Source organism: Oscillatoria sp. FACHB-1406, from assembly GCF_014698145.1.
GTDB lineage: Bacteria > Cyanobacteriota > Cyanobacteriia > Cyanobacteriales > Spirulinaceae > FACHB-1406.
In genome coordinates this window covers 35,426-52,642 of the sequence record NZ_JACJSM010000019.1, presented here as the reverse complement: position 1 = coordinate 52,642, position 17,217 = coordinate 35,426, and the positions used below count along the sequence as shown (strand labels likewise).

Here is a 17,217-nt window from a genome sequence, read left to right as displayed (position 1 = left end):
GAAGATAGGCGGTTTTCAATAATTAGTCTGTCTTTCTTTTTGCGCTTTATTCTGTCCTTCTTTGCGCTCACGTAACGTCAAGATTAGGTTATGGTTTGGACGCTTTTCCACGCGCGCTTGCACCAAACCTGTCGGCAACAGCAATTGTTGTCGCGACAAGCGCGAGTGCTAGTGGCGGTTTCGGGGGGACAAGATTCGCTTTGTTTGTTAGAGTTGTTGCTGCACTTGCAACCGAAGTGGGATTGGGAATTGGCGGTGGCGCACTGCGATCATGGTTGGGCGACGGATGCGGGAATTGCGGCGCACGTTGAGGAGATTGCACGCGGGCGAAATCTGCCGTTTTTTCTGAAAGTAGCGCGGGAATTGCCGGAAACGGAAGCAGCGGCGCGGGAGTGGCGATATGAGGCGTTAATGGAAATGGCGCGGGAGGGGGGGTATAGCGCGATCGCGACGGGGCATACATTGAGCGATCGCGCCGAAACTTTCCTGTATAATTGCTTTCGCGGTGCGGGTTCCGATGGTTTGCAGGCGATGGTTTGGCAGCGTTCCCTCGCCCCCAATTTACAATTAGTTCGCCCCTTATTAAACTTTAGCCGCGCGGAAACGGGGGAGTTTTGTCGGCAGTTTCAATTGCCGGTATGGGACGATGCGATGAATCATAACCTGAAGTTTGCGCGCAATCGCCTGCGTCAGGAAACCATTCCCTATTTAAAAGCGCATTTTAACCCGCAAGTGGAAACCGCGATCGCGCAAACAGCCGAAATCTTGCGCGCAGAATCCGACTATCTCGAAGAAGTTGCATCCCAGCAGTTAAAAGATTGCCTTACCCCAGAAGGAATGCTGAATTGTAAGGTATTGCGTTCCATTCCCCTAGCAATTCAGCGTCGCGTCGTGCGTCAATTTTTGCAAAAGATCTTAAAAATTGCTCCGAATTTCGAGCAAATCGAAGCCGTAACGCAGTTAATTGATGCGCCAAAGCGCTCGCGGACTTCTTCTTTTCCGGGCGGTGTGGTGCTGGAAGTGAGAGGGGATTTTATCGGCAAGGAAAGCAAGTGAAACAGCTTCTAAAACAAGCGATCGTTTCTAAGTTGAATAGTCAATGATTTCTTCAGATAAATAAACTTCAGTTTTCCGAATCACTGATGTACGCTCGCCTGCCATCTTCAGCCGCTCTTGATCTTTCATAAACTCCTCAAATTTTGTACGGTTTTCAATTCTTAAGATTTGGATTTCATCGGGGTATTCTAACTTGGTGTTTTCCTTTTCTGGAGCATAGGCAACAAGCACTTCACCTCCGTGTTTTTTGAATAGGGCTAACGCTTTTTTCTCGTAATCTTTAAATTCTCCTCGAATTCCGTTCATTCCGTAAATCTTAACTGTTATATAAAGCATATAGCAATTTTCATGTGAGTGAGGTACAAAAAATTAAATTAGATGGTTAAGAGCGAATGACATTCGCCGCATAGAATCGACTCTCTTCAATTAACGGCTCCAAACGTTATCAATTGTCCATTGTCGAATGGCACTGACTTAAGGCTGGTGGGCGCTGCCCACCCTACGAAATATCTCCAAACGTTATCAATTGTCCATTGTCAATTCTCAATTATTCTAACTATGTCCGAAAATAAAGATAACGCTCTCTATCCCTGCCGCAGCGATTAAGCCAAGTTTTAATCGCTCGAAGTTGGGGAGGCGATTGCAGCAAGTTAAGAGCAAGAGAAAGTAAACATCAATATATTGACGCGGATAATTCAAGAAATAGCTTAGCATCGCCATACTGCTGGAAATAAATAATACGCCGTAGAGTAAGGTCGCTAACCCGATAACGCGGTTTTCTCGAAGTGATTTCGCTGCAATAACGAGATTTGAAGCAAATATTACTATCAACAGGAAAAAAGCATAAGCTTCATAAACATTTTTAATGCTAAATCCTCCGTTGATTAATGCTAAGATTTTTTGTGTGATGCCGAGCAAGGGAGTCCCGAAATTTTCATTGATGCCGAGAAACCCTTGAGATTTTAGTCTCAGTAAAACGTAGATATTCCACAGTAAAGTGGGAATAAATGCAGCCCCTAAATAGAGGATTTGTTTTCCTTGGCGCTTCCAAGCACTATTTAAAATAAGTGCGAGTCCCATCATCACGGAAATTTCTTTCGTTAAATACGCTAAAGAAAGCAGAATTGCAGTGCGTCCAATTCGCGAGTTTTGATAGCAGTAAAATGCGGCTATGGTTAGCAAACTATTGAGTAAGTCGGCGGTGGAGAGGGAAAGCACAATCCACACGCCAGGAATGCAGAGGAGGAATAGCGATCGCCACTTTTTAGCCTTCGAGTATTGTGTAAAAATCCAGGTTAACCCCAGAATAGAAGCGATATTAATCGCCACCATTACATAGGGAATCAGGTTAACGTTCCCCAGTCCGAGAACGTAACTCAGTAAGGGATAAAGAATTCTTCGATATCGCAATCTTGGACTATCGAGAGTTGACAAAGTATCGGGATTGTGCAACAAGGGATCGAAAGCAATGCTGAGAAATTGTTGACCGTCAAAGCCGAGTTCTCCGTTAAATATGAGGGCTTTTTTAAGTTCGAGGTAAGGAGAGAAAGGCAGTACGGAACCGATGCGAAAAAAACCGTAGATGTTGCTTTGAAACTTAAAAATGTAGAGGTAAAGTGCGAAAGAAAAAACGACGATCGCGCCGAGAATGACGGGATTTCGGAAGAGAAGCGAGAATCGCGATCGCACAAAAGTCATAGCAGTTAAATTCTTAATATTTTCAAGAAAACTTAAGTATAACTACGGGAAATAGAACTGCCTTGACAAAAATGAGGTAAGCCCGTGAAAATTGGTTGCTGCTGCGTCGGAGGAGACGGCATTTTGAGTGCAAGCCAAGCTTCAAAAACGATACAAGAATCCAATCGGCAACGCAAGGAACTTATCGTCGAACGGCAGCAAAATTCGTTAATTGCTGCGATCGCGCTGTTCGGTTTACTCCTCTTCGCCTGTAGCAGTTTAAAACACGCCCTCTACCGTTCGACAGCAGCAGACTTAGGGATTTTCGACCAAGCCATTTACCTCATTAGTCAGGGAAAAACGCCAATTTCGTCGTTATTGGGCTTTCATATCTTAGGCGATCATGCAGCCTTCATTTATTATCCGATCGCGCTCCTCTATAAACTCTATCCCTCTGTTTATTGGCTCTTTGCGCTACAAGCGATCGCGCTCTCTTCTGCCGCCCTCCTCGCCTCTAACCTCGCTCTAGATGCCGGTTTGCCGCGTTCCCAAAGTCGCTTAGTCGCCTTCGCCTACCTCTTTTACCCCCTCATCTTCAATATCAACCTCTTCGACTTTCACCCCGATGTTTTTGTCCCCTTCGGGCTGTTTGCAGCGGTTTTATCGGCAAGGCGGGGAAAAATTATCGGGTTTTGCGCCGCGATCGCGTTAATTCTCAGTTGCAAAGCCGTTCTTTCCCTTACGGTAGCTGCGATGGGCGTTTGGCTGTTCGCCTGCGAGAAAAAAAGGCTGTACGGCGCGATCGCGTTTTGCGCCGGAATTGCTTGGTTTGCGATCGCTACTCAAATCATTATCCCGACTTTTGGCGGCGCAGGCGCAACCCTAGGGCGGCATTTGTGGCGTTACGCCTACCTCGGCAGTTCCTTCAACGAAATCTTCCAAAACTTCCTCTTTAAACCCCAACTCCTACTCGGGCAAATCTTTTCCTTTGATAGCCTCCGCTATCTCCTATTGCTCGTATTACCGCTTTTGTGGGGACTTTCGCCGCGCCGCCTCGCGCCCCTCATCGCCGCTATTCCCGCCCTTTGCCTCAATCTCCTCGCCGACGATCCCAATCAACGGGATTTGTACTATCAATACTCCCTCCCCGTTCTCCCCTTTCTCATTCTCAGCGTTATCGCAACGCTAGCGGCGGGGGAAGGATTGCGCCTGCGAAGAAAAACGGTAATGTTGTGGTGCGCGATCGCATTTTTTGCCTTCGCCAAACACTACTACATCCTGCGCTTCCTCTCCACCTTCGACACCTGGACAGCGACAACGCAAGCCATGTCAGCGATTCCACCCAACGCCAGCGTCCTCACCGATAACGAACTCGCGCCCCACCTCACCCACCGCCCCACCCTTAAATTAATTAATACGCCGCTTTCCGAAGCCGAACTCGGCGCTTTTGACTTCGTTTTAATCGATTTACGCCGTCCTTGGCCGGATCATGTGGCTTTAGCGCAGCAAAGAGTGGCTTATTTCCGACAGCAGCCAAATTTCAACTTAGTCTCGCAACGAGACGAAATTTATTTATTTGCGCGCAAGCCCCAATCCTCATCGATACTGAGATAGCTGCTCGACAGTATCGCTAATAATCGCCGTTAAACTGTCGCGCGTTTGTTGGTGTTGTTCCTGTTCGACTTTCAACGCCGCCAAAGCGCGATCGCGTTCCTCAATCGTTGCGATCAGTTTTTGCTGTAAACTCTCGATATCCTTCAGCGCCAGCACTTCCGCTTCAACAGCAGCGCGTTCCTCGTCTGAAGTCGAAGCATTGCCAACGCCTCCCGTTTTTAATTGCCGAATCTCTCGCTCGAGCCGATTGAGATTTTCTCGAGCCAAGCGAGCTTCTACACGGCGCTGTTGTGCCTCGGTCGAGTATAATTCCCGCCAGTGTGCCGCGCTTTTATCCGAAGCATCCCGATCGCTCCTGCATTGCGTCAATTCTTCCTGCAAAGAGCGAATTTCTGTCAACCACTGTACGACTTCTTCATTCATAAAGTTCGCTCGACTTTCAACAGACCTCTCGAATCCGAGTTTAAATATTAAAAGAGTACGCCCTACAGCATTATTATGCGAGTCCCGCGTTGTTTACTATTCTTTACCTACCTCAACTTCACGACGTTGAGGTTGGCATTGTTGCAAGCAATGGAACAACGCTTGGGAGGCCTATCGGCAGAAATGGCTTACAATACCATGCTCGCACTCTTCCCCACGATTCTAGCAACGATCGCGGCGATCGCAATTTTCGAGGAATCCTTACAAGCCACCTTCTTAGGCGTTATCCAACAACTCGCTGGCAGAGGTAACTCCTCGTTAGAATTAACCTTCCGAGATCTCGTCACTCAACTCAAAATGTTTGCGCCCGACATGGCTTGGGCCCTCGTCAAAAGTGTTGTCGCCGAAATTACGCAAACCAAAAGTAAAAGTTTATTTTCCCTTAGCTTTCTGGCCGCAATTTGGATTGCCTCTTCCGCCGTCGGTGCTGCCATGAACGCCCTCGATCAAATTCAACGCATTCCCCTCCCCTACCGGCGGCCGTTTTGGAAATCAAGAATCATCGCGATTCTACTCACGCTGGGCAGCATTGGTCTGATGGTGATGGCTTCGTTCCTAGTATTAATGGGGGATTTTATCTTTAAATTCTCACTGAGCCTCATTTTCCAGCTTCCCGAACTGCTTAATAATCTTCCCGGCGTAGCCGAAAACTCTTTCTCTGCCGATAATGCCAAAGCTTTAACCGCTCGCATCGTCTTTTTCTTGGATTTATGGGGTTTACTGCGTTGGCCGGTCGCGCTAGGAATTGTTAGTACATCTTTTGCCTTTATTTATCGCTATGGCCCCAGCCGTCGCAAGCGCGGAACGCCCATTGTTCCGGGCGCGATTTTAGCAGCGCTTTCTTGGGCTTGTATTTCCGGTTTGTTCCGCCTCTATGTCAATAATTTCGGGCATTATAATCGGGTTTACGGAACGGTAGGAGCCGTTATTGTGTTGATGTTGTGGTTGTATATGACTTCTTTGGTGATGTTACTGGGGGCGCAACTCAATACGACCATTGGCGAAAAGATGCTGGCGAAATCGTCGAAACCGCCCCTCAATTTTGAGGTTAGACGCGATCGCGTGGATAAGCCCGATAAAATTTAATTGACCGATGACCAATATTTCCTCCTCACCGAACTCAAAAGCCGAACTCTCCCCAGAAGCGTTTGCCGGTTACGTGCAAGGCCCCTTAAAATGGGCGATCGCGCTGACAGCAGCTTTAGGCGCAATTCTCGAAGTCATCGATACCAGCATCGTGAACGTGGCACTGACCGAGATTCAAGCCACCTTGGGCGCAACCATTAGCGAAGTGGGCTGGGTTGTCACCGCCTACGCCATCGCCAATGTCATTCTCATTCCCCTTTCGGCTTGGTTGGGCGACTTCTTCGGCAAAAAAACCTACTTTGTCTTTTCAATGGTTGGGTTTACGCTTTCCTCAGTTCTCTGCGGTTTTTCGGTCAATCTGCCGATGCTGATCGTAGCGCGCATCTTACAAGGACTTTGCGGCGGCGGATTGCTCGCTAAGGCACAAGCGATTTTGTTTGAAAGCTTTCCCCCCGCCGAACAGGGCCTCGCTCAAGCCGTCTTTGGAGTCGGGGTGATTGCGGGGCCAGCGATTGGTCCGACTTTGGGGGGATATTTAACCGATAGCCTTGGATGGCGCTGGATTTTCTTTATTAACCTGCCGGTGGGCATTGTCGCAACAATTATGGCGCTGCTGTTTTTGCGTCCGGATGCCAAGAAGCGATCGCAACAACGACAACCCGTAGACTGGTGGGGCATCCTCTTTTTAATTATCGCCGTGGGCAGCTTGCAAACGCTGCTCGAAGAAGGGGAAACTGAAGGTTGGTTTGACTCCCCTTTTATTATCCGCCTCGCGATCGCAGCGGTGGTTGGCTTATTCCTGTTTATCCGCCGCGAACTGCGGGTAAAACATCCCGCTGTCGATTTGCGCGTCTTGCGCCATCGCGCCTTAGCCGCTGGCAGCCTCTATTCCGGCATTTTGGGGATGGGCTTGTATGGGGCGCTGTTCGCCGTTCCCCTCTTCGCCCAAGGGATATTGAGGTATTCCGCCACGCAAACCGGCTGGTTGCTTGCTCCCGGCGCGCTCGCCTCAGCAATCATGATGGTGTTGTTGGGGAAAATTTCCACCAAAGTAGACGCTCGTATTTTAATCGGTATGGGCGCGATCGGCACGACCCTCGTTATGTTCGATCTCGCCCAAATTACTCCCCAAACCGGCACGGATAATCTCTTTTGGCCCTTAGTGTGGCGCGGCGCGACCACCGTTCTCATGTTTTTGCCCTTAAGTTTAGCGACTTTGGGCGGTTTGCCCCCAGAAGATATTTCCGCCGGTTCCGGTTTTTATAACTTAATGCGGCAGTTGGGCGGCAGCATTGGCATTGCAATTCTGGCTTCCTTGCTCGACCGACGGCAAACCTTTCACCGCGCTATGCTATTAACAGATTTAAGCGGTTACGATCGCGAAACCCTACAACGACTCGAAGCGCTAACAGGATATTTTCAAAGTCGCGGTGTCGATGCCGCGATCGCGCAGCAACAAGCCCTAGAAACCCTCGATCGCCTCGTCAGCCTGCAATCTGCCGTTCTCTCTTACGCCGATATCTTTCGATTTGTAGGAATTATTTTCCTCTGTTCTCTACCGCTTTTATTGTTTCTCGGTAAGGGCGGGCGCGGCGCAAAAGCCCCAGTAGGGCATTAACAATCGGGCTTAATTTAGCGCCATACCTGCCGGGAAAACGGCTCGAACGACCCATTGATGGTTAAATTTGATTAAGAGAGGAAGAACTAATAACTGAATAACTGGTAACTCATAACTGATAACTCATAACTGAAATGACCCCCAACACTCAAACCTTAGAGGAGGACTTTTAATAATGCTTGCCCATATCCTCGCGATCGCCGTCGCCCTCGGAAGCTTTGTCCTATTCATGGCCGCTTTCTTTTTCCCCGAAGTTCACCGCAAGTACGACTTCCTCTGGAGTGGTGTTGCCATGTTCTACGCCCTCGTACTGTGGATTTGCGCCGGACGCATCACCGGCGGCGTATTATTGGGTCAAACGGCTTCCGTTGCCCTCCTCGGTTGGTTGGGATGGGAAGCTTTCAGTCTGCGCCGTGCTACCACCGCAGACGGCGAAAAAACAGTGATTTCCCCCGAAACCCAGGCAAAAATTAACCGCCTCTCCCCGAATATCCTATTTGCCCCGATTACCAATCGCTTCCGCAAACCCAAACCGCCAACCTCTGCCCCCGTTGAGTCCGTTGCGACTTTAGTTGAAGAAGCAGAAGACCCTCAAACCGACAAGCTCGAATCGCTCGCCGATCGCATCGCGCCTCCCTCCCCGAAGGTTGAGGAGACAACCTCCGACAGTGTAAGCGCCAGCGAGACAAACCCCGAAGCAGAAGCACAAGCAACCGCAGAAAGCATCACTCCTCCCCCCCAAACTCCCCTCGAGGACAATCCAGACGGCGAAGAATCCGAAACAATCGAAGTTGCCACCTTAAGTGTCGAACAATCCGTCGATTTAGAAACCGGCGAAGTTTTGAGCGAATCGGTAGAAATCCTTCTCGAAACGATCGAAATGGAGACTGAGGAGAATCCCTCCGTTTCAGAGGGCGAATCGTCCGCTAGTTTTATCCCTTTAGAAAAAGAAGAGACTCAAGCAGAAAAAGATGAGGCTGCCCGAGAACAGGAACCTCTAGCCTCTGTCGAAGACGAGCGCGCCGACTGGGAAAAAGAAGAAAGCGCGATCGATCTCGATACTGAAAATTCTCAACCAATGCCGCCCCAGCCCCCCACCCCAGAAATGGTGGAAGCGGCGCAAGAAATCAAGAAACATGGCAATCCTGAAACGCCGGTTCGTGAATTTGCACCCGAAGTTGATTTAGCTCCCTATGCCGAACCGCCTAATGAATAGGCCTTAAAGGGACGAGACCCAACATCCATAGGTGTTTGTTGGGTCGCGCTTCGCTTGAATGCCGCGTGCTTCAAGCCGGGGAATCCGTCCACCGCAGTGGCTCCCCAACCTACAAAATTAAGGAATTCTTAATGACGAATTACGCATTACGAATTAGTAATTATTGAGTCACGAGATGGCGCTCTAATTTATGTTGTTGCACAACCTCCGTGACTCGTTCTTGCAGCCAACTTTCAAACAACTCATCCAGTAATTTTTGTTCCATAATGCCGTTGAGTTGGGCGGGAATCCGTTCTTCAAGGCGGAGCAAAATCGACCATTCCCCAAACTGAAGAGGCGGACGCAATTGTCCGATTTCACTAGAAACAAGAACCTCAGCAAGGGCGGGATCTAAACGCGAGAGTTCCACTGGACCGACGAGTCCGCCGGTTTGCGCTTCTGGACCGAGGGAGTATTGGCGCGCAACTTCAGCAAACAGAGACTCGCCAGTTTGAATGCGAAAGTAGAGTTCTTGGGCAATATTGAGGTTAGAAGTTCGTACCAGGGAGTAAACAACGCCATCCAAACTGCTTTTGCGCAGGAGAAAATAATCGGAGAGATGATTGCTCCAAGTGTCTTTTTTGAATTTAAGGATTTTTAATTCTCGCAGCAGCTTTTCTCGCAGTTGTTCTGGGGTGATTCCTTGCTGCCACAACCATTGTTTTTGAACCTCGGGTTGCAAGAGTTGGCGCTGATTCCAGAAACTCTCGCAAGTTCTCTCGATTTCATCCGGTGCGATCGCAATCTCTTCAATCGCTCGATCGATAATGGCTTCGCGCGCAAGTTGCGGCAAAAGGTTGTATTTCTCTAGTAAAGCGGCAATATCTTCAGCGTTAAGAACGCGATCCTCGATTCTGAGAAATGCTTGAGTCATGAGCGTTAAATTGTGAGGTTATTCAGTTCGGACGAGGTTGTAGTCTGTTTTTCTGACCTTTGACGCTTTCAAAAATAAACTTGATTTGGCTTGGCGATCGCGCTTTATCGAAGGATAACTGAAATTCTTTAAAGCGACCAGGAAGTTTGTTGAAACAAAAGCTTTCCTGGAGAAGCTAATCCAAAAGGGTCGTTATCGTGCGATTCCAATAAGTCATCGGAATCTCGGCTGTCTGTCTCATCGCTCGTGTCGTTTAAATCGCTCGGAAGGCGGGATTTTTTCAGGAGTTTTACCGGAGCGAGTTTTGATTTTACTACACTACGACCATAGACTCTTGAATTAAAATTATAGTTCCCTAAGAAAAGCGAAATCAATACGGTGGCTGCTGCCCAAAATTCGAGTTCTTCCGCTCTCGATTTTGGCTGATTAAATTGAGCGCCAATCTGAGAAAAAAGATCGTTAAAATTGAGTTGTAAGGGTAAAGTCGAGGGACTCCCTGACAGGGAGCTTGGGTAAGGATTGGGAGGACTGGATGGGGGCGATAAGTCTGAAGAAATTGCACTCCCAATCGTGGGGCTGTTACGATTCAATATTTCTAATGAAGCTGGATAACTCGATTGTGAAGCATAATTTAAAAACTCGTAGAGTTGTTCTTTTCCTAAGTTCTGAATAGCAATTGGTGTTTGACTCAAGCTTGCGGAATCGAGTCTAGTTTTTTGTAGCAGATTTTCCGAACTTTGTGCTGTAAAGTTAACTACTAAATCTGGCGAAGTTACACTAGAATTTAGGGAATTTACAACCTCAACATTGGAGGCGTTTTGCGGAGATTCAACGTTGTTGAAGGCAATATCCGCAGGTATTTCTAGAGGCACTGGTGTGGCGGATATTTGAGTTTCAGCAGGAATATTATTCGGTGATGGTTCGGGAGTTAAAGTTGCGATCGCAGAAGGATTTGCTGCATTAGGAGTGGAATTTGAGGACGGCGGCGGAACGGGTAGCGTTTCGGGTTTCGGTTCTGCGGTGGGATCGGGCAGTGTAGGAGGTACGGGCGTTCCTACTTCGATCGCGATCGCGCTTTCCACGAACAATCCCTTCGCATCCGTTGCGCGCAAGGTTAAACTGGTTTTACCTAACGCTGTGGGCTGGTAGTTCAGGATTAATTGACCCGTTTTCGCATCCAAACTCGGCGGCGTACTGAAAAGCTCGGGGTTAGTATTATCCGCGATCGAGTAAGTGAGGGTGTCGCCCGCGTCGAGATCGCCGAACGCTTTCGCTATATCAAGGGTACTACTGGGCGTAACGTTTGGATCGGGAATTATCAGGTTGTCGAATCCGGTTGTCGTTGGGACTTCGTTGAGATCCTGAAGGTTAATCGTCAAGGTGCGATCGAGAAATAATCCTGCCGCATCGGTACTGCGAACGGTAATCGCATGAGTACCGTTGCTTTCAAAGTCCAACTTCGTACCGTCAGCAACTAACAAGCGATCGCCATCAATTTTAAAACGTCCGCCTGCATCGTCGAGCAACGTATAGGTTTGCGTATCGCCCGCATCCAGATCCGCCGTAGAAAACGTGCCGATAATCGTATTATTCGCGCTATTTTCCGCAACGCTATCGCCCGAAATCGCGATCGCAGTTGGTGCATTCGAGTCGTCGTTGAGGAGCGTTACCGTACCGAAATCTTTCGCCACCGTTGCATTTGCACTGATGTTACTGAGTTTAACCGTAAAAGTCTCGTTGGCTTCAAAATCAGTATCCGGCGCGATCGCAATTTGAATCTTTTGCACCAGCGCGCCATCGGGTACAAACGTCAGCGTTCCCGCCTGCGCGATATAATCACTCCCCTCCGCCGCCGTTCCCGCCACTGTCGCAAAATCGAGCGTAACATTCGCTGTCGGTTTCTGGGACAGCGTAACTGTTAATTCCGCATAGGGCGTACCGTCGTTTCCTTCCTGCATCTGGATGTCGGCAATCGAAACAGACGGTAAGGTACTATTTCCCCAAACCGAGAAGTAGAGGTCGTTACCGCCCGCAGAAGAGGCTTGTAGGGGATTGACCGTCATCATACTCCCAGAAGCCGCCGACGCGATCGCGCGAATCCCGTTCGCCGCCGCCACCCCCTTCACCCCCGAAGGCGCTTTAGTTCCCGTCCCCGTCCACACCGCCACCAACTCGCGGCTGGTAAAATCGGCACTAATCGCAATGACCGCCCCCTCACTCGCCGTATAGCCGCCGATCGCGCTACCATTAACCTTTAACTCCGTCCGATTCGGTGCAGAAGCCATCGAACTACCGCCGATAAACACCTGTCCGCTTTCCGAAGCAGTAATGGCATTAATCCCGAAAGAATTTCCCTTACCACTCGAAAGGCGATTGACGACGTACTGCCCCTTCAACACCTCTCCCGTCCCCGGATTCACCCGCGCAAAGTAGCCAAACTGACCGCTTCCGAGATTCGAGGTGCTGGTGTAACTGTCGATATTGACGTTGTAGGTGGCATTTTTGGTCAGATCTCTGGCATCCCTGCGATAGACGGTGTTACCGCCGTCCAAACTGCCCGCATAGTACAGCATTCCGTCGCGCCCCATCGCCACCCGCAATCCTCGCGAATCCGCCCCATCGCCGCTGGATTGGGCTTGCGAGGCAGAAAAATCATAATTGCTCCATTTCAAGCCGCCTGCATAGCTGTAGCTGCGAAAGAGGGGAAGTTGGAGAGTCGATGCAACCTGCCGAAAACCGGCAACAAAAACCGAGCCGGTGTTGCTGTCGATCGCGATATCATCAATACTCTTACCATCCGCGATCGCAAAACTACCCGTTTGCGTTCCTGCCGCATTCCACACCGTCACCCGATGGCTGCCGTTATTATCTGACTCCAACGCCGCCACCGTGCCATCTTGCGCCACTGCCACCCGGCGCGTACTCGTCGCCAAACTCAACGTCTGACTCCAAAGCACGCTACCATCGCTCTTCAACGTCGTTACGCCGCTATCCCCCACAACGGTAATATTGCCATTGCTGCGGTTAACATCCAAATCCTGAATATTCGTTCCCACCGAATATTGACCGAGAACGGTTTGTCCCGTCGCATCCAAGCGTAACACCGTACCTTGACCGCCGACCGTCCCGCCAATCAAAATCGTGTTATCCGGCGCAATTTCCACCGCATTGCCCGTATCCTCGCCCGCCGTACCGAAATAACTCGCCGCCGTCGCAGGCAAATCCGTCACCGTACCAAAAACCGCGCCGTAAGCCTCCTGCGCCCACCGTTGCAGCACGACATCCGTTTCAATGCTGCCGGTGAAAACTTCCAGATTCCAATCGCCGCCCAGCGCGCGGTTGCCCGTTAAATCGTTCGATGCGGCAACATCCGCGCCGGTTAACGCCGAAATTTGCTTGATAAAATCAACGCCTTGTGTATTAGAAGCAACATTACAGCCGTAGAGGAGAATATCAGCTTCATCGGTTAGCGCTTGTCCCCAAGCTTGAATTTGCGTTTGATGCGCTGCTAGTGCTGCGGTATCTAAAGTTGTCGAACCGAGTTGCAAGCTGCCCGCGCTGCCGTGAGAAATGAGGTGCAGGCTAGAAATATCATTGCGTCCGGCTAAAACCTCACTAATTTGAGCGATGCCATCGCGTTTTGCATCTAATAGCGTCACTTCCACATCCGGCGCTAGCCCTGCCAATAGCGCGTCTAAATCTTCGATCCGACTGTCGATCGCAACCAGGGAATGCTTGCTCGAACTCGATTCTAGCCGACTGTGCGCGCTACCGTTCGATTGTCGTTCCGCTTGCGACCAATACACATCGCCGGAAGCCGAAGAAAAGCGGGAACCGGAGGAATTGAAGGGGTTTTCCATACCCACCGCTCCGAGGGGGTTTAGCTCGTCGCGTCCCGATTCAGCAAGGGGGTAGGTTGGTTCGATCGCGTCCATACGCTTATGGGGGATTAGAGTATAATGCGTCACCTAGCCACTTATACTCGCTACGGAAATTAAACCCGGACAATCGAAAAAAAGTTTTTTATCGGGGTTAAAATTGTAGTATTGCGTACCCCCCTCTCAAGGCTGCTATGAGTGAGCCGAATCCCTACAAATCGTTCCTGCAATTGAATCAGCCATCTCGTCGCCAAGAGTTAATCGTGAAATGCTGCTGCGTGGCTGCGGGTTGGGGTATTCTTTTTGGCATTGTAACGTTGGCGATATCCCTTTCACCCTACAAAGTAACTTGTAGCGAAGCGGAAACCAGTTGGGAGCGTGCCGGTTTTGGGGACGTTGCTTCTGCCGATCTTTTCTATGCAAAAAAAACTGCGGAAGGAAAAACTTGTACGAAGTTATAGTTCGTAATTCGTAATTCGTAATTCGTAATTCCCCCATTCATAACTCATAATTCATAATTCATAATTTTTATATCCAACTTCATCGAGTTTAGCTTGTTTTTCTAAGACCATTTCTTGCAAACTTTGGCGGTATTGTCGAACGCGATCGCACAATTGAGGATCGCTGGTTCCTAAAATTTGGATCGCCAGTAAACCCGCATTCTTTGCATTTCCAATCGCAACGGTAGCAACAGGAATCCCGGCGGGCATTTGCACGATGGAATAAAGCGAATCAACGCCCCCCAGATTGCGAGTCGCGACAGGAACGCCAATGACGGGAAGTGGCGTGAGAGATGCCACCATACCGGGGAGATGCGCCGCGCCACCCGCTCCGGCGATAATCACTTTAATGCCGCGATCGCGCGCTGTTTTGGCATAGTCTACCATCCGTTCTGGGGTGCGATGGGCTGAAACGATCGCAACTTCAAAACTGACTTCAAATTCCTCGCAAACCGCGATCGCGCCCTGCATCGTCGGCAGATCGGAATCGCTACCCATAATAATTCCAACTAAAGGAGATTGACTCATAAGTAGGTTGACGAAAATAACCTTAACTTGAAGAGGGCGGGTTTTGACGGCTGAATTCACTTCATAGCAAAGGTTTTAGCTAAACCCGCCCCTACGAATCCGATCGCACTTTTTTTACACGCTCCTACTTATCTCAGAAATTAAAAAATCGGTCGTAGTTGGAGATTTTAACCTAAAATCGACTATGGCTTTGAGTTTAGCAATGATTCGATTCATCTCATGAAAAAGTGGTTAGGAGCGATCGCTAGCGTGTTAGTGCTAGTTCTCTCGATCTTGCCGAATCCGGCACTAGCAGGGAGTTCGGCAGCAATCCGCGCCTACGACGACGTAAAAGTTGTCAGTAAGGATTTTGCCGGACAAAACATACAAGGGGCAGAATTTGCCCAAACTAAGCTTGAAGAGGCAGATTTTAGCAAAGCGCAGATGCAAGGCGCGGTTTTCAACGGCGTTCTGCTGAAAAATAGCAACTGGCGCGGTGCGGACTTCACTGAAGGAATCGCTTATTTATCGGACTTTAAAGGTGCGGATCTGCGCGATGCTGTGTTTGTGGAATCGATGTTACTGCGATCGACGTTTGACGATGCCGATATTACCGGCACGGATTTTAGCTATGCAGTTCTCGATAACGTACAGCGCAAGAAATTATGCGATCGCGCTTCGGGAACGAACTCGATTACGGGAGTTGCAACGCGCTATTCTTTAGAATGCGATTGAGGCAATGTTTTTAGGGGCAGGTTGAGCGAAAATTAAACCGTAGCCCTCGGTGAATTTTCGTCAAATCTGCCTCCGGTTCCAGAAAGTGTCACAATCTCCCCCGTTTGGTTAATGAAACTTATTGGAATTGTCCTCGCGATCGCGCTATTTCTTTTTCCCGCCCCCGCCTTCGCCCAAGCGACAAAATATTACCCACCGCCCCTCTCCTACAGCAACGCCGAACTGCCCGGGCGCGACTTCTCCGGACAAACGTTGCGATCGGCAGAATTTTCTAACGCGAATTTGCAGCAAACAAACTTTAGCAATGCCGACGTTCGCGGTACGATTTTCAGCACTTCTTCGCTCAAAGGTGCGAACTTGCACGGAGCCGATTTAAGCTATGGCATGGCAGATTGGGTAGACTTTACCGGCGCTGATTTGAGCGATGCAATTTTTAATGAAACGCTGTTACTCGTTTCTACCTTTCACGAGGTTAATATTACCGGCGCAGACTTCACCGATGCAATTTTAGACGGAAAACAAATTGAAGAATTGTGCGCTATTGCTTCCGGAGTTAACTCAAAAACTGGTGTAGCAACGCGCGATTCCTTACTTTGTCCTTAGAGACTCTGAAATCGTACTGTCGTTGAGGATGAAGTTCTCACTCTACTCTCATGACGGCTTCGGAATGGAGTCAGTGCTTGACAAGGCGATTGCACTTGAGTCTGCCGAGGGCGCGTCGAGCAATTTTCCCAGAAATACGGATCGTAGAGAATGAGAGTATCCGGCTTTGAAACAGCCCGATCTCGCCCTAGCAAAGAATTTTTAATGATTAATTTTTAATTTTTAATTGACCACCTTGTCGGTTGTCTCACTCAGAAGCTACAGTAGAACAGAAATCATAAGATTATTGCTGAGAAATATAGCGTGGTTACAGCTTTAGTTACTGGTGCGGCAGGATTCATTGGATTTCACCTCAGTCAGCGATTGCTCGAACGAGGAGATACAGTAATCGGTCTCGATAACCTCAATTCTTATTACGATGTTTCCTTAAAAAAAGCTCGCCTAAATCAACTCACTGCCCAAGATGGTTTTCGCTTTTGCGAACTCGATTTAGTCGATCGCGAAGGGATGGCGCAACTGTTTGCCGAGCAACCTTTTGATGTTGTCGTTAACCTCGCAGCACAAGCGGGCGTGCGCTATTCCCTCACCAATCCCCATGCTTATGTCGATAGCAATTTAGTGGGATTTGTCAACCTTTTGGAAGGATGTCGCCATCAATCCGTCAAGCATCTTGTTTTCGCCTCCTCGAGTTCGGTGTACGGGGTTAACAAAAAAGTTCCGTTCTCAGTGGAAGATAATGTCGATTCGCCCATTAGTTTGTACGCCGCCTCGAAAAAAGCCAACGAATTAATGGCGCACTGTTACAGTCATTTGTACCAAATTCCGACCACGGGTTTGCGCTTTTTTACAGTTTACGGGCCGTGGGGTCGTCCCGATATGGCCATGTTTATGTTCACTAAAGCGATTTTGGAAGATCGCCCGATTGAGGTGTTTAATGAAGGGCAGATGCAGCGCGATTTCACCTACGTCGATGATGTCGTCGAAGGCGTGATACGAGTGATGGATAAAGTCCCGGAACCGCAAGGCAATAGCGGCGCGCGCTATAAAGTTTATAATATCGGCAACAATCAACCGGTGGAATTGTTGCACGCGATCGCAACGTTAGAAAAATGCTTGGGGAAAACGGCAGTTAAAAAGATGCTACCCATGCAGCCCGGGGACGTTCCCATTACCTACGCCGATGTTGACGAGTTGATGGCAGATGTGGGATTTCGCCCGGACACGCCTATTGAAACCGGAATCGAACGATTTGTAGCTTGGTATCGATCCTATTATGGCGTTTAATGGTGAAGGGCAGGTAAACCGTTTGCCCCCATTTTAGTTTGTTCGTT

General features: G+C 49.1%; 15 protein-coding genes. 9 read left to right on the top strand and 6 right to left on the bottom strand.

The window, feature by feature from the left end; translation table 11 throughout:
* Positions 1 to 90: 90 nt before the first annotated feature.
* Positions 91 to 1,056 (top strand): tRNA lysidine(34) synthetase TilS, encoded by a 966-nt coding sequence (tilS, locus tag H6G50_RS17365; protein WP_190718935.1) that lies wholly within the window; start codon positions 91 to 93, stop codon positions 1,054 to 1,056.
* Positions 1,057 to 1,083: 27 nt separating this feature from the next.
* On the opposite strand, the gene H6G50_RS17360 is transcribed toward tilS, so the two are convergent.
* Positions 1,084 to 1,362 (bottom strand): hypothetical protein, encoded by a 279-nt coding sequence (locus tag H6G50_RS17360; protein WP_190718931.1) that lies wholly within the window; start codon positions 1,360 to 1,362, stop codon positions 1,084 to 1,086.
* A gap of 246 nt (positions 1,363 to 1,608) precedes the next feature.
* Positions 1,609 to 2,754, bottom strand: a complete 1,146-nt coding sequence (locus H6G50_RS17355) for a glycosyltransferase 87 family protein (protein ID WP_190718928.1) — start codon at positions 2,752 to 2,754, stop codon at positions 1,609 to 1,611.
* Between the two features lie 84 nt (positions 2,755 to 2,838).
* On the opposite strand from H6G50_RS17355, the gene H6G50_RS17350 reads away from it, so the two are divergent.
* On the top strand, positions 2,839 to 4,347 hold the full coding sequence (locus tag H6G50_RS17350; protein WP_199303143.1) for a DUF2079 domain-containing protein: 1,509 nt from the start codon (positions 2,839 to 2,841) through the stop codon (positions 4,345 to 4,347).
* Here the strand turns inward: H6G50_RS17350 and H6G50_RS17345 are convergent.
* Positions 4,330 to 4,770 (bottom strand): hypothetical protein, encoded by a 441-nt coding sequence (locus tag H6G50_RS17345; protein ID WP_190718925.1) that lies wholly within the window; start codon positions 4,768 to 4,770, stop codon positions 4,330 to 4,332. The two genes, H6G50_RS17350 and H6G50_RS17345, sit on opposite strands and share 18 nt — an antisense overlap.
* Before the next feature lie 75 nt (positions 4,771 to 4,845).
* On the opposite strand from H6G50_RS17345, the gene H6G50_RS17340 reads away from it, so the two are divergent.
* The 3 genes from H6G50_RS17340 to H6G50_RS17330 all read left to right on the top strand — a co-directional run bounded on the left by H6G50_RS17340 (position 4,846) and on the right by H6G50_RS17330 (position 8,750).
* The gene (locus H6G50_RS17340) at positions 4,846 to 5,916 is read left to right on the top strand and encodes a YihY/virulence factor BrkB family protein (RefSeq protein WP_190718923.1); all 1,071 of its coding nucleotides are present in this window, start codon (positions 4,846 to 4,848) and stop codon (positions 5,914 to 5,916) included.
* A gap of 7 nt (positions 5,917 to 5,923) precedes the next feature.
* On the top strand, positions 5,924 to 7,534 hold the full coding sequence (locus H6G50_RS17335) for a DHA2 family efflux MFS transporter permease subunit (RefSeq protein ID WP_190718920.1): 1,611 nt from the start codon (positions 5,924 to 5,926) through the stop codon (positions 7,532 to 7,534).
* Between the two features lie 175 nt (positions 7,535 to 7,709).
* Positions 7,710 to 8,750: a Ycf66 family protein gene (locus H6G50_RS17330; RefSeq protein WP_190718917.1), complete on the top strand. Its 1,041-nt coding sequence runs from the start codon at positions 7,710 to 7,712 to the stop codon at positions 8,748 to 8,750.
* Positions 8,751 to 8,910: 160 nt separating this feature from the next.
* Here H6G50_RS17330 and H6G50_RS17325 read toward each other — a convergent pair whose 3' ends face one another.
* Both H6G50_RS17325 and H6G50_RS17320 read right to left on the bottom strand, forming a co-directional pair.
* Complete coding sequence (locus H6G50_RS17325; RefSeq protein WP_190718914.1) at positions 8,911 to 9,663, bottom strand: peptidylprolyl isomerase; 753 nt, start codon at positions 9,661 to 9,663, stop codon at positions 8,911 to 8,913.
* A 128-nt stretch (positions 9,664 to 9,791) separates the two neighbouring features.
* The gene (locus H6G50_RS17320; protein WP_190718911.1) at positions 9,792 to 13,598 is read right to left on the bottom strand and encodes a DUF4347 domain-containing protein; all 3,807 of its coding nucleotides are present in this window, start codon (positions 13,596 to 13,598) and stop codon (positions 9,792 to 9,794) included.
* Between the two features lie 137 nt (positions 13,599 to 13,735).
* On the opposite strand from H6G50_RS17320, the gene H6G50_RS17315 reads away from it, so the two are divergent.
* Positions 13,736 to 14,002, top strand: coding sequence for a hypothetical protein (locus tag H6G50_RS17315; protein ID WP_190718908.1), 267 nt, complete (start codon positions 13,736 to 13,738; stop codon positions 14,000 to 14,002).
* A 51-nt stretch (positions 14,003 to 14,053) separates the two neighbouring features.
* On the opposite strand, the gene purE is transcribed toward H6G50_RS17315, so the two are convergent.
* Positions 14,054 to 14,569 (bottom strand): 5-(carboxyamino)imidazole ribonucleotide mutase, encoded by a 516-nt coding sequence (purE, locus tag H6G50_RS17310; RefSeq protein WP_190718905.1) that lies wholly within the window; start codon positions 14,567 to 14,569, stop codon positions 14,054 to 14,056.
* A 219-nt stretch (positions 14,570 to 14,788) separates the two neighbouring features.
* Here purE and H6G50_RS17305 point away from each other — a divergent pair, with 219 nt between their 5' ends.
* The 3 genes from H6G50_RS17305 (at position 14,789) to H6G50_RS17295 (ending at position 17,170) form a co-directional block, all read left to right on the top strand.
* Positions 14,789 to 15,283, top strand: a complete 495-nt coding sequence (locus H6G50_RS17305) for a pentapeptide repeat-containing protein (RefSeq protein WP_190718903.1) — start codon at positions 14,789 to 14,791, stop codon at positions 15,281 to 15,283.
* A gap of 111 nt (positions 15,284 to 15,394) precedes the next feature.
* The gene (locus H6G50_RS17300) at positions 15,395 to 15,886 is read left to right on the top strand and encodes a pentapeptide repeat-containing protein (RefSeq protein ID WP_190718900.1); all 492 of its coding nucleotides are present in this window, start codon (positions 15,395 to 15,397) and stop codon (positions 15,884 to 15,886) included.
* 303 nt (positions 15,887 to 16,189) lie between these two features.
* Positions 16,190 to 17,170, top strand: coding sequence for an SDR family NAD(P)-dependent oxidoreductase (locus H6G50_RS17295; protein WP_190718897.1), 981 nt, complete (start codon positions 16,190 to 16,192; stop codon positions 17,168 to 17,170).
* Positions 17,171 to 17,217: the final 47 nt, after the last annotated feature.